The sequence below is a fragment of the Halomonas sp. BN3-1 genome, assembly GCF_003056325.1.
GTDB classification, from domain to species: domain Bacteria; phylum Pseudomonadota; class Gammaproteobacteria; order Pseudomonadales; family Halomonadaceae; genus Halomonas; species Halomonas litopenaei.
In genome coordinates, this window is record NZ_PYVV01000003.1 from 310,751 (window position 1) to 322,849 (window position 12,099).

11 protein-coding genes are annotated in these 12,099 nt (G+C 64.5%); 7 read left to right on the forward strand and 4 right to left on the reverse strand.

The window, feature by feature from the left end; translation table 11 throughout:
• Positions 1–37 precede the first annotated feature (37 nt).
• Positions 38–769: a metal-binding protein ZinT gene (locus C9F12_RS06400; protein ID WP_108448343.1), complete on the reverse strand. Its 732-nt coding sequence runs from the start codon at positions 767–769 to the stop codon at positions 38–40.
• 74 nt (positions 770–843) lie between these two features.
• Complete coding sequence (locus C9F12_RS06405; RefSeq protein WP_108448344.1) at positions 844–1,884, reverse strand: zinc ABC transporter substrate-binding protein; 1,041 nt, start codon at positions 1,882–1,884, stop codon at positions 844–846.
• Between the two features lie 96 nt (positions 1,885–1,980).
• Between C9F12_RS06405 and C9F12_RS06410 the strand changes: the two genes are divergently transcribed.
• Positions 1,981–2,748 (forward strand): metal ABC transporter ATP-binding protein, encoded by a 768-nt coding sequence (locus C9F12_RS06410; protein ID WP_108448345.1) that lies wholly within the window; start codon positions 1,981–1,983, stop codon positions 2,746–2,748.
• Positions 2,748–3,572 carry a metal ABC transporter permease gene (locus tag C9F12_RS06415; protein ID WP_108448346.1) on the forward strand — a complete coding sequence of 275 codons (825 nt, stop codon included), beginning with the start codon at positions 2,748–2,750 and terminating at the stop codon, positions 3,570–3,572. The genes C9F12_RS06410 and C9F12_RS06415 overlap by 1 nt, the downstream gene beginning before the upstream one ends.
• A 379-nt stretch (positions 3,573–3,951) precedes the next feature.
• Here the strand turns inward: C9F12_RS06415 and C9F12_RS06420 are convergent, their stop codons facing one another.
• Complete coding sequence (locus C9F12_RS06420; RefSeq protein ID WP_052704543.1) at positions 3,952–4,554, reverse strand: XRE family transcriptional regulator; 603 nt, start codon at positions 4,552–4,554, stop codon at positions 3,952–3,954.
• 233 nt (positions 4,555–4,787) lie between these two features.
• On the opposite strand from C9F12_RS06420, the gene C9F12_RS06425 reads away from it, so the two are divergent.
• From C9F12_RS06425 to C9F12_RS06445, 5 genes are all read left to right on the forward strand, one after another.
• Positions 4,788–5,852 carry a C4-dicarboxylate ABC transporter substrate-binding protein gene (locus tag C9F12_RS06425; protein WP_108448347.1) on the forward strand — a complete coding sequence of 355 codons (1,065 nt, stop codon included), beginning with the start codon at positions 4,788–4,790 and terminating at the stop codon, positions 5,850–5,852.
• 93 nt (positions 5,853–5,945) lie between these two features.
• A complete protein-coding gene (locus C9F12_RS06430; RefSeq protein ID WP_108448348.1) occupies positions 5,946–6,461 on the forward strand; it encodes a TRAP transporter small permease subunit in 516 nt (171 codons plus the stop codon).
• Positions 6,458–7,789, forward strand: coding sequence for a TRAP transporter large permease subunit (locus C9F12_RS06435; protein ID WP_045992516.1), 1,332 nt, complete (start codon positions 6,458–6,460; stop codon positions 7,787–7,789). The genes C9F12_RS06430 and C9F12_RS06435 overlap by 4 nt, the downstream gene beginning before the upstream one ends.
• Positions 7,790–7,818: 29 nt before the next feature.
• Positions 7,819–8,856 (forward strand): Ldh family oxidoreductase, encoded by a 1,038-nt coding sequence (locus C9F12_RS06440; RefSeq protein ID WP_108448349.1) that lies wholly within the window; start codon positions 7,819–7,821, stop codon positions 8,854–8,856.
• Between the two features lie 172 nt (positions 8,857–9,028).
• Positions 9,029–9,922 (forward strand): DMT family transporter, encoded by an 894-nt coding sequence (locus C9F12_RS06445; protein ID WP_108448350.1) that lies wholly within the window; start codon positions 9,029–9,031, stop codon positions 9,920–9,922.
• 113 nt (positions 9,923–10,035) lie between these two features.
• On the opposite strand, the gene C9F12_RS06450 is transcribed toward C9F12_RS06445, so the two are convergent.
• Positions 10,036–11,631: an arylsulfatase gene (locus tag C9F12_RS06450; RefSeq protein WP_108448351.1), complete on the reverse strand. Its 1,596-nt coding sequence runs from the start codon at positions 11,629–11,631 to the stop codon at positions 10,036–10,038.
• Positions 11,632–12,099 lie beyond the last annotated feature (468 nt).

Below are 12,099 nucleotides of genomic sequence, written 5' to 3' on the forward strand. Positions count from 1 at the left end.
CGAGGGGCTTTGGTCTCTCTGTGCCTATGCCTGGGCCTTAGTGGGCCAGCATTTCATCGACGACACCCTGGCCATCCAGTTCGGAGGGGTAGTAGGTCGGCCAGTTGGTGACTTCTTCAAGCAGGGCCGCACGGTCGTCACCCCAGTACAGGTGGTAGTGATCGGCCTCGGTCGGGTAGATGGCATGGTCGCTGAACTGGATGTAGTTCGGCAGGCTGTCGTCTTCACCCTGGTACTCGAAGATGTAGCGAACGCCGCGGTTGCCGGCCTTGTAGGTCAGGACTTCGTAGCCATCGGAGGCGTATTCGCCGGAGAGCACCTGACCATCTTCGTGGAAGGAGACGGTAGAGCCATCGATGACGATACGGTCGACGTCGGTCTCGTAACCGATCTCGTAGTACGCCTTGTATTCCTCGGCGGTCTTGTCATCGCTCTGTTCGGCCTTGTGGGCGAACACTTCGTCGAGGGTGCCGTCCAGCAGGTAGGGGTAGACGGACTGCCAGTCGCCTTCCCAGTCGGACAGCGGCCGATCCTTGATCTGGTCGTCGTCGAAATAGCCGGCGTAGATGTCCTTGGCGTGATCATGCTCATGATCATGATGGTCGTGATCGTGATCGTGATCGTGATCGTGATCGTGATCGTGATCGTGGTCGTGATCGTGCGTTTCGCTGGCCGCGGAATCGCTTTGTGCGAGGGCCAGGGGGGCGGTCGCCAGTGTCAGGGCACTGATTGCGGCGACGGCCATGCGGCGGGTCAGAATCGGGTCCATCGTCTTGCTCCTTGGGATGATCGGTGGGGCGTTGTGGCCTCCCTGGGGAGGCCTTGGAAAGAACAGGTCTTTAATCACTCGGCCTCGGCGGCGCAGCGGGCGACGCCGTCGGCCAGTTGGCGCAGCAATGCGGGATAGAGCTCGGTACCGAGCGGCAGGTCGACGCCCAGAGGATCGATGACCAGCGACGTCTCGACGCCGGTGCCTTGGAACACGCTGTCCACCAGCGCCGGGTTGAATTGGGGCTCTCGGAAGACGCACTGCACGCCGAGTTCGGCGACACGCTGCTGGATCTCTCGGATACGCGCAGGGCTCGGGTCAGAGGCATCCCCCAGGGAGATCGCCCCGGTCGCCGGTACATCGAAGCGGCGCTCGAAGTACTGGTAGGCATCGTGGAAGACGATGAAGCGCGTACCCTGGGCCTGCTGAAGGCGGGTCTCCAGTTCATCGATCAGGTCATCAAGCTCGCTGCGGGCTTCCTCGGCGTTGTGTCGATAGATGTCGGCGTTGTCGGGATCGAGTTCGGCCAGTGAGGTTGCGATGGCTTCGAGCCAGGCCTGGGCATTGACCGGGTCCAGCCAGCCGTGGGGGTCCCAGCCTGAATGGTCGTGATGGTCGTGCCCGGCATGCTGTTCGTGCTTGTGCCCGTCATGTGCGCCGTGCTCGTGCTCGTGGCCGTCATGCCCTTCGTGGTGCCCGTGACCTTCATGCTCCTCGTGCTCATGGTGCTCATCATGATCGTGGGCCTCGAAGGTGGCGCCCTGTCGATAGGTCAGGCGCTGGGTGCCGGCGCTTTCCATCAACTCGACTTCTTGTGCATCCGCCGCCAGTGACTGGCGTGCCTTGGCAAGCCAGGGCGTCAACCCATCGCTGACCCAGAACACCACGTCAGCCTGCGCCAGTGCTTTGGCCTCGGAAGGCCGCATGGCGTAGCCGTGGGGAGAGGCCCCAGGCTGGATGACCAGTTGCGGCGTCCCCAGGTCTCCCATTACGCGCTTCACCAGGCTGTGGACCGGTGGAATATCCACGGCCACCGAGGGGACCTCTGCGGAAGCCACCGCAGGAAGCAGCAGGCAAGGGAGGAGAAGGGGGCGTAGCGAGGTGTGCATCGTCATCGATCTCTTGGGGCGTTCTCGGGGCGGCTGATTGTGGCATGTTTTGTTATGATATAACATTGTTTTCGAAATCGAGAAAGGCTCTGGAGAATGTTCATGCCGCTATTGTCGATCGATGATCTGCGGGTCGTCCTGGGAGGGCAGACCATCCTCGAGGGCATAGACCTCAAGCTCGAATGCGGCGAAATCGTGACGCTGGTCGGCCCCAACGGGTCGGGAAAATCGACGCTTTTGCGTACCATCATCGGTGCGCTGACGCCCGCTGGCGGACGTTTGGTGCGAAGGCCCGGGCTTACCATCGGCTACGTACCGCAGCGGCTGGCCATCGATCCGACCCTGCCGATGACGGTCACGCGCTTTCTCAACCTGCCTCGTCGACGTTCCGGCGAAGCCGTGCAGCAGGCCCTGGCGCAGGCTGGCGTGCCTGAGCTGGGCTCACAACAGTTGCTGTCGTTGTCAGGCGGCCAGCGACAGCGTGTTCTGCTGGCGCGAGCCCTGCTCGAGAAGCCCGACCTGTTGCTGCTCGACGAGGCAACCCAGGGACTCGACCGCCGGGGTACGGCGGATTTCTATCGCCAGATCGAGCGGGTGAGGCGCGAAACGGGCTGCGCGATCCTGATGGTCAGCCATGAGCTGCATGTGGTGATGCGCACCTCGGATCGGGTGATCTGCATCGATCGCCACGTCTGCTGCCAGGGCACGCCCGAGCGAGTGCTGGCGTCCCCGGCCTATCAGGCGCTGTTTGGCCCCGACACCGCTGACGCGCTCGCCTTCTACCGCCACGAACACCTGCGCGAAAGCGACGCCGCTAGCCCGGCCTTGGCGCAGGTGGGCGCTGCCCGCTCAATGGGGGTCTCGGCCTGATGCTCGATGACTTCATGCTGCGTGCGGCGCTCGCCGGAATCGGTGTGGCATTGGCCGCCGCCCCGCTGGGCTGTTTCGTGGTGTGGCGCCGCATGGCCTACTTCGGCGATGCCACCGCGCACGCCGCCATCCTTGGTGTGGCACTGTCGCTGTTGCTGTCGACCTCGATCTTCGTCGGAGTGCTGGTGGTGTCGTTGCTGATGGCGATCCTGGTTTCGTTGCTCAGCGGGCGCGGCTATGCCATAGATACCTTGCTCGGGGTCATGGCGCACTCGGCGCTGGCCTTCGGGCTGGTGGCGGTGTCCTTCGTGTCCGGGGTGCGTATCGACCTGATGGCATATCTGTTCGGTGACATTCTGGCGGTCGGCAAGGGGGATCTGGTGTTGATCGCCGGCGGCGCCTTGCTGGTCATGGCGCTGGTGGGGTGGCGCTGGTCGTCACTGTTGACGGCGACCCTGGACGCGGATCTGGCACGGGCCAATGGCATCCATCCCGGGCGCGAGCAGTTGGTGCTGACACTGTCCCTGGCGGTGGTCGTGGCGGTGGCGCTCAAGGTGGTGGGGGTACTGCTGATCGCGGCACTGCTGATCATTCCCGCCGCCGCCGCCAGACCCTTCTGCCGCACTCCGGAAGCCATGGTGCTGGTGGCCGCGGTGATCGGAGCCGCGTCTACTAGCGGTGGTCTTCAGGCGGCCTACTGGCTCGACACGCCCACGGGTCCCACCATCGTCAGCCTCGCCGCTGTGGTGTTTGTCCTGTGTAGCCTGGTGGATCTCGGCAGGCGCCGGTTCGTCAGAATGTCTTCCAGCAATATCTCGTCCTGAACGGGTAACCCGTGAGTTGCTGCTTTGGGCGCAGGCCGCCACTGCAGGATCAGCCTTGCCTTACTGGCCCTTGCGCAGTCTAGCAGCATCATGAGTCATCGGCTGGTCTGGTGGCGATCTCCGCACGAGGAGGTTCAAAGTCGATATCGATGTCGCCATCGTCAGGCATCGCCAGCGTATCGGCGATGTTGCGACGTTGTCCGGCAAGCCGTTGGCACTATCGCTCGCACTTGAGCCATCGCTCGTCTGCCTGTACGCAAGCGCTACGGGCGACGAGCGTGGTCGGCCCCTGTGTGGCCGGCCACGCCGGCGCTTGTTCCGGGCCGGCGCAGTGTGCATGGGGCTCGATGTCGAGACGAGCCTACGGCTGCCGGGCCCCTCAGGACGTGCAGATCCACAGTATCCGCGCCGGCTCGTCGCCGACCGATATCACTGCGTGGCCCATCTGGCTGTCGAAGGACATGCTGTCGGCGACCTTGAGCCGGGTCGGCTCGTAGTGCTCCGTCCATACCTCCACTTCACCCTGCTGCACCACGATCTGCTCATGTCCGGCGTGGCGCTGCAACTCGCCGAACTCCTCGATACTGGTGTTGAGCACCGTCGTGGAAAACACCAGAAAGTCCTTGGCCACCATGTCGTTGCACAGAAGCTCGAAGCGATAGTTGGGCGTCTCGACCACCGGCCCCTGGCCCGCCCGGGTGAGGGTGCGCCAGCCGCTCAGGGCACTGCGTTCGTTGTGATAGAAGAGTTCGCTGACATCCACCTCCAGGGCGGCGGCCAGCTTGACGATCACGTCGTAGGTCGGGGATAGCCGGCCGTTCTCGATACGCGAGATGCTGGCGGCGGAGCTGCCCGAGGCCTCGGCCATCTGGGCGATGGTCAGGCCCCTATCGCTTCTGAGTGCCTTCAGGTTGGTGCCGATGGAACCTGCCTTGCGCGGACGCTCCCTGACGCGTGGGGGCGGGGTGACGGTGTCGCTCATGCTGGCCTCCGACGCCTTTGTCTCGAATTTTTCAAGAAAAAGCGTTGATTGTTGGTCTTTTTTTATAGTTTTGACTGAATATTGCGTATATGCAATCCTCATTCACGAACGCGACAATAGCAAGGTGTGTGCGTGTGAGCGGGCGCTCCGGCGTGATCCCGGGGTTGCCAAAGCGCTTGCCAGCACGGTCATTGCGCTCCGAATTTCCACAAGAAAATCCAATGGGGATAATAATGTACAAACTGAATCGACTGGCGGGCGGTGTCGCCCTGGCGGCCGCGCTGGCGGGTGCCTCGCTGAGTGCAAACGCCGAGGAAGTGAACTGGAAGATGGCCACTCCCTGGGGCGGCGGTCCCTGGCTTGAGCGCGATGCCCAGACCTTCGCCGACTATGTCGACCAGCTGACGGCCGGTGACATCGCCATCGAGGTGTTCCCCGGTGGCACCCTGGGGGGCGCCCTGCGGGTCACCAATACGGTCAAGGCCGGGGTGGCCGAGGTCAGCCATAACTACGTCAACTACGACTACGGCACCGATCCCACCGCGGCGCTGCTGGCCGGGCATTCCAGCGGCCTGACGCCGGAAGAGTTCATGATGTGGATGTACGAGGGCGGCGGCGTGGAGCTGTATGAAGAGTTCCGCCGTGACGTCTTCGATGTGGTGGCCTTCCCCTGTTCGATTCTGGGCACCGAGATCTTCCTGCACTCCAACAAGAAGGTCGAGACGCTGGAGGACTTCCAGGGTCTGCGCCTGCGCACCTCCGGCGCCTGGGCCGAGATCGCCTCTCAGCTGGGTGCATCCACCGTGGTCATGGCGGGCAGCGAGATCTACAACGCCCTGGACCGTGGCGTGATCGACGCCGCCGAGTGGGGTAGCCCCGAGATGAACAAGCCCACCGGCTTCCAGGACGTGGCGCAGTACGTGATCCTGCCTGGCGTGCACCAGTCGGGTGGCTTCCTCGAGTGCCAGGTCAACCAGGACGCCTGGGATGCGCTGAGCGCCGAACAGCAGGAGCTGCTGCGTCTGGCCGGCAAGCTAAGCGTGTTCGACTCCTGGCTCGCGAGCTCCTACGCCGACCTCGAGGCCTACCAGGCGCTGGTCGACGGCCCCAACGAGATCGTCCAGCTGGATCAGTCGTTCATCGACGCCATCTATGAAGAAACGCGCAAGTGGGAAGACGAGAACGCCGAGAGCAACGAGTGGTTTGCCCGGGTGCTCGAGTCCCAGCGTGAGTTCAAGGCCAGCATGACCAACTGGCAGCAGTATCGCCTGCCGATCGGTGCCATGGGTCGCGACTGACCACACGTCTTGCGGCCCGGCCAGACAGCAAGAGCTAACCCCCTTGCTGCCTGGTCGGGCCGCTGTCTTTACCACCACCTGTGGGCAAACGAGATGAAGCTTATTCACGCTATCGAGCGGCTGACCCGCATGGCGGGAGGGCTGGGCGCCATGCTGACCTTTCCGCTGATCGCGGCCCTGGTCTATGAGGTGTTCAGCCGTTACGTGCTGGGCCGCCCGACCCTGTGGGCCTTCGAGGTCAGCTACATGGTCATGGGTGCCATCTTCATGCTGGGCATGGCCAACGCCCTGCGCCTGGGCCAGCACGTCAGCGTCGATCTGTTGACGTTGCGCTGGTCGGATCGCACCAACGCAGCGGTGCGCCTGGTCGGCTACCTGCTGTTTCTGCCGGTGCTGGGCTGGCTGGTGTGGGAGCTGGGGCAGTATGCGCTGGAGGCCTTCGCCTCGAACGAGCGCTCTGGCCGCTCGGCCTGGAACCCGGTGATCTGGCCCGTATTTCTGACCTGGTGGGCCGGCTTCGTGCTGCTGGCGCTGCAGGTCGTGGCCGAGATCCTCAAGGCGGTTCATATCATGCAAGGGCGCACGCCCGAACAGGGGGGCGCGGCATGAGCGACTATCTTGCGCTGGTGATGTTCCCGGCTTTGATCGGTTTCATCATCGCCGGCTTTCCGATCGCATTTTCAATGATTCTGGTGGCGACGCTGTTCGGCATCATGCAGTTCGGCGACGCTGCCGCCTATCAGTTGCTGACCAAGATCGAGGACACCGCCTCCAATTCGATTTTGGCGGCGGTGCCACTGTTCATCTTCATGGGCGCCATGCTCGAGCGCTCCGGTATCGCCGAGCGGCTGTTCACGGCGATCCACTTCTGGACCCGCCGGCTGCCGGGGGGACTGGGCGTCGGCGCGGTGGTCATGGGGACCTTGTTCGCCGCAGCCAGTGGCGTGGTCGGTGCCACCGAGGCGGTGATCGGGCTCTTGGCCATCCCGGTCATGCTCAAGCATCAGTACAGCAAGTCGCTGATGTCCGGCACCATCTGTGCCAGCGGCTCGCTGGGGACGGCGATCCCGCCGTCTATCACGGTGGTGGTGCTGGGCCCGGTGGCCAGCGTCTCGGTGGGGTCGCTGTTCAGCGGCCTGATGTTCCCGGGCTTCCTGATGGCGCTGTTCTTCTTGCTCTACATCGTGCTGATCGCCTACTTGAAGCCGGAGATGGCACCGCGCATGGCGCAGGATGACGCCGAGCGGGCGACCCTCGGCGAGAAGCTCAAGATGACCTTCGGTGCGCTGCTGCCGACCATGGCGCTGATCATGACGGTGCTTGGGACGATCTTGCTCGGCATCGCCACGCCGACCGAGGCGGCCGCCTGCGGTGCCCTGGGATCGGTGGTGCTGGCGCTGGCCTATCGCAACCTGACGCTGGACGTGCTGTGGAACTCGGCCAAGCGGACCTTGAATATCTCGGCGATGATTCTGCTGATCGTGCTGGGGGGCAACATGTTCGCCGGGGTGTTCTTCGCCGCCGGTGGCATGGCCACGGTGCAGTCGCTGTTGATGGACACCGGCATGAGCCCCTGGATGATCCTCGGCATGATCCTGCTGATCGCCTTCCTGGCCGGCTTCGTGCTCGACATGATCTCGGTGGTGCTGATCGTCATCCCGGTGGCCATGCCCATCGTGCGTGCACTCGGCTTCGACGAGATCTGGTTCTGCGTGGCCTTCCTGGTGGTGATGCAGACTAGCTATCTGACGCCGCCGCTGGCACCGTCGATCTTCTACCTCAGGGCGATCACACCGCCGGAGGTGACGCTCAAGCACATGTACATCGGGGTGGTGCCCTTTATCGTGGTACAGCTGGTGGTGCTGGCGCTGGTACTCAGCTTCCCGTCGCTGGCGCTGTGGCTACCCGAGCAGTTGAGTGGCCCCTCGTGGAAATGACCCCGGACACTGACAAAGGAGACGCCCCCATGAAGGACACCGACACCACCGTCGACAACGGGGCCTACCTGACCCGCGAGGCGCTGATGTCGCTCAGTCGCCGCGTGCTGGAGCACCAGGGCTTCAGTGCCGAGCAGGCCAGGGCCCTCGGCGAGACCTTGGTGGCGGCGCAGATGGATGCCAGCCACTCACACGGGCTCTACCGTCTGCTGGGGATCGTCCAGACGCTGCGCCAGGGCGCGGCGGTCGCCGACGCCGTCCCGGAGGTCGAAGACGTGGCCGCCGGGGTGGTGCGGGTCGATGCCGGCGGTGGCTTTTCACCGCTGGCCTTCGAGCTGGGGCTGCCGCTGCTGGTGGACAAGGCCCGCGACGCCGGGGTCGCGCTGATGGCGATCAATCACTGCGTGCATTCCACCGCCTTGTGGGTCGAACTCGAGCGGCTGACGGAACAGGGCCTGGTGGCGATCGCCTGTAACCCCACCCAGGCCTACATGGCGCCCCACGGCGGCAGTCGTCCGCTGTTGGGCACCAACCCGCTGGCCTTTGGCTGGCCCAGGCCCGGGCGCGAGCCGCTGGTGTTCGATTTTGCCACCAGTGCCATCGCCCGGGGCGACATCGAGCTGCATCGCCGCGAGGGCAAGCCGATCCCCGAGGGCTGGGGGGTCGATCGCGACGGGGCGCCCTGCACCGACCCCGAAGAAGTGCTGGATCACGGCGCCATGCTGCCGTTTGGTCAGCACAAGGGGTCGGCACTGGCGCTGATGGTCGAGCTGATCGCCGGCCCGATGATCGGTGACCTGCTGAGCGTCGAGTCAAGCGAGCACGACGCCGGTCGCGCAGGACTTCCGTACCACGGCGAACTGATCATCGCCATCGATCCGGCGCGCACCGCAGGCGCCAGCAGCGAGGCGCACATGGCCAGGGCCGAGCGGTTGTTCGACGAGCTGCTGGGCCAGGGCGCACGCTTGCCGGCCCAGCGTCGTTACCGTGAGCGGGCGCTGAGTGAATCACGTGGCGCCTGGGTGCCCCAGGCGCTGCTCGATGATATCGAGGCGCTGCTGGCGTGAGGTGACGCGGGGCGCCTTAGCCGAAGGTGTCGCCGCCCGGCCGAAGGTACATGAGGCTTACACGAAGTCATTGCCGCGCCTCTAGGACGCGCCGTGATCATTTCCTACGCTGGGGTACGGTTGGGCAGCGACGCCCGATAGAGAGCTCATTTGTTCGAAGCGAGGGCATGTCATGGCAATGACAGGGACGTTATTGGTGATGCTGGCATCGCTGCAGTGGGGGCTCGCCGGCGGTTTCGGCAGCCTGCTGTTGCAGCGCGACTGGACGCCTGAGGCGGTGTCCTTCTGGCGGGCGCTGGTGGGGGTGGGTGTGATGCTCGCGTGGCTGGCGCTGTCCTGGTGGCGGCGCGGGCGACCGACGGTCAACCGCCGGATGGTGATGTGGGCGATGCTCGCCGGGTGCGGTATCGCCGCCAACTTCACTTTTTACTTCATCAGCATCAGCGAGAGCAGTGTGGCGGTGGCGGCGACCCTGATGTACAGCGCGCCGATCTTCGTGTTCGTCGTGTCCTTCCTCACCGGGGCCGAGCGGCCATCACTGGTGCAGTGGCTGGCCATGGCGGTGGTGATGGGCGGTATCGTGCTGTTGACCGGCATCTACCGCGCCGACGCCGGCGTGGTGACGCCGTTCGGGATCGCCGCCGGTTTGCTGGCAGGCGTCGGTTACGCCTTCTTCATCTTCGGCTTTCGCTTTGCGGCATTGCATGGCTCGGCCACGGCGGCGCTGCCGATGGCGCTGGCCACCGCCGCCCTGTTGATCCTGCCGCTGGCGGATTTCTCGACGCTGGCCTCGGTGCCGGCGTCCGCTGACGTTTCGTTGTTTCTGTTGGTCGGTGTGCTGGGCGGCGCGCTGTCGTTCTTCTGCTACGTTGTCGGCGTGCGCTATACGCTGCCGACCATGGCCTCCATCGTCGCCATGGTCGAACCGGTCACCGCGACCTTGTTCGGGCTGTTCGTGCTGGACGAGAGCCTGACCCTGCCTCAGGTCGGGGGCATGCTGCTGATTCTCGGCGCGGTGACCGGTATCAGCCTGCTCAAGCACCGTGCGGCGACAGCCTCAGAGTAGGCAAGTCGCCTCGATAGCACAGACGTCGTCGGCGCCACGGTCGTCACCGTCTGCCGACCTGGCAGAGACCAGTCCTGCGAGGGGCGCTGCGGGCCTTGAGCTCGGCGCCCGGGCTACTCCAGTCCGATGTTCTTGGCCGGGAATTTCTCGAAGGTGGCGCGATGGGCGCCGGCTTCGGCCACCATGGACGCCTGCCAGGCGTTGCGTCGGTGGCCGACGGTCATCTGTTCCTTGGGGTCGATGTAGAGATTGAACAGCCAAGGGGCCAGGGCGGTCCTTTCCACCGTCGCCATATCGATCCAGCGCAGGCCATCGTCGGCGCGCACCACAGCGGTATGCATCTTGTACTCACGCATGCGCAGGGCGGTGAACTGGTTGCCCAGCCACATGTAGACCTGCTCGCGGTGGGACTGACCGTTCTCGGTAAGCAAGAAGGACGTCTGGTCGATGCCGTCGATGTAGCGGTCCTGAGGGATGCCGTCTTCGGCGCCGCCCAGGGTGGCGAAGGTATTGAACAGGTCCATCAGATCGAACAGGCCGTCGGAGCGCTGGCCGGGCGGGATCATGCCCTTCCAGTAGGCGATGCCCGGGACCCGCACGCCGCCTTCCCAGGTGGTGCCCTTGGCGCCACGGAAGGGGGTGTAGCCGCTGTCCGGCCAGCTATCCATCTGGGGCCCATTGTCCGAGGTGACGAAGATGAAGGTGTTCTCCAGCTCGCCGCTGTCATCCAGCGCCTGAACGATGTCACCGATATAGCTGTCGACCTCGACGACGGCGTCCTTGTAGGGATACTTCGATGGACTGGCGCCGCGAAACGCCTCCGATGGCCAGTTGTCGGCGTGCACCTTCATGAAGGCGTGGGTGATGAAAAAGGGCGCGTCCTGCTGCGACAGCCGCTGGATGCTGTCGACGGTGTAGTCCCTGAGTCGGGCGTCACCCTCGGCCATGTCCTCGATGGAGTCGACCTGGCTGACCACCTCGGTGGTGCCGTCGGCGAGGCCGTGGATCAGGTTGTCATCGGCCTTGATCCGGTCGTAGCGCTCAAGCTTGTCGTCATCCAGTACCAGGTCGGGATAGCGACGCTCATCGAAGCGCTGGGTGTATTCCTTCTGCGCGCGATAGTAGCCGTAGAACTCGTCGAAGCCCACATCGTGGGGGCGCATGCCTTCTTCTTCCCCGATATGCCACTTGCCCACCAGCAGACTGTAGTAGCCCTGGTTCGACAGCAGCCTGGCAATGGACGTCTCGCCTTCCCATGGATTCACGCTGACGCTGTCGCCGGCAAGGATCGGGCGGATCAGGCCGGTGCGTACCGGCAGACGGCCGGTAAAGATGGCCGCACGTGTGGGCGTGCAGGTGTACTGCGAATAGGTCGACGTCAGCATCAGGCCTTCATCGGCCAGCCGGTCCATATGCGGAGTGGGGGCGCCGACGGCCTCGCCGCCACCGAAGGCGCCGGGGTCACCGTAGCCCAGGTCATCGACGATAAACAGCAGGATATTAGGCTTCTGGCCCGCGCGGGCCTCGAAGTCCGCCAGTGCCTGGGCGGCCGCGGCCTGCTGCTGGGGGTGGGGAATGGCCGGTTGGCGATGGTCGTTTTCCGCCACCGCCCGGGACAGCGTGCTGGCCATGGCGATGGGGGCCTTGGCCGCCAACAGGCCTGCCGACAGGGCCACGGTCAGCATTGTCGCAGCGATGGAAGTCCTCATTTTCCACTCCATGTGTCGGGCCCAGGGAAAGAAGAGAGCCGCGGTGCCGGGGGAGACATGTGATCACTGAAGCAGGACGCTGTCTGGCGCCTGATGTCTTCCCGGTATCCGTCGGGTGGTGCCAGGATGTGCAGCATTGGCGTGTTGCTCGGGCGTGGTCGCAGTGTGGCGAGTGAGGTGGGAGGGCGCCATCCCCCGAAAGGCATAACGGCCTGGGCTCCATCGCCAGGCGGATGCTTCCTGATCTTGCCCAACAAAAGTGGACACCGGTCTATGCGATCATTCGAGCTTCGAAGGCCGCTGGGCTGATCATCCCAATGGCGCTGTGGCGGCAGTGACAGCGGCGCAGACAGCGAACAAGCGCTGGCCCTGAACGTCGCCGGTGCCGGCGACACCACCCTGGAGCGCATCGGCCAGGAGGCCGCGCTGCTGGTGGAGTAGGCAGTGGAGTAGAGAGTGGAGCAAGCG

Coding starts and splice junctions, on each gene's coding strand:
- C9F12_RS06415 (WP_108448346.1), top strand. CDS start 2,748: ATGCTCGATGACTTCATGCTGCGTGCGGCGCTCGCCGGAATCGGTGTG.
- C9F12_RS06450 (WP_108448351.1), bottom strand. CDS start 11,631: ATGAGGACTTCCATCGCTGCGACAATGCTGACCGTGGCCCTGTCGGCA.
- C9F12_RS06410 (WP_108448345.1), top strand. CDS start 1,981: ATGCCGCTATTGTCGATCGATGATCTGCGGGTCGTCCTGGGAGGGCAG.
- C9F12_RS06430 (WP_108448348.1), top strand. CDS start 5,946: ATGAAGCTTATTCACGCTATCGAGCGGCTGACCCGCATGGCGGGAGGG.
- C9F12_RS06440 (WP_108448349.1), top strand. CDS start 7,819: ATGAAGGACACCGACACCACCGTCGACAACGGGGCCTACCTGACCCGC.
- C9F12_RS06425 (WP_108448347.1), top strand. CDS start 4,788: ATGTACAAACTGAATCGACTGGCGGGCGGTGTCGCCCTGGCGGCCGCG.
- C9F12_RS06400 (WP_108448343.1), bottom strand. CDS start 769: ATGGACCCGATTCTGACCCGCCGCATGGCCGTCGCCGCAATCAGTGCC.
- C9F12_RS06420 (WP_052704543.1), bottom strand. CDS start 4,554: ATGAGCGACACCGTCACCCCGCCCCCACGCGTCAGGGAGCGTCCGCGC.
- C9F12_RS06445 (WP_108448350.1), top strand. CDS start 9,029: ATGGCAATGACAGGGACGTTATTGGTGATGCTGGCATCGCTGCAGTGG.
- C9F12_RS06435 (WP_045992516.1), top strand. CDS start 6,458: ATGAGCGACTATCTTGCGCTGGTGATGTTCCCGGCTTTGATCGGTTTC.
- C9F12_RS06405 (WP_108448344.1), bottom strand. CDS start 1,884: ATGACGATGCACACCTCGCTACGCCCCCTTCTCCTCCCTTGCCTGCTG.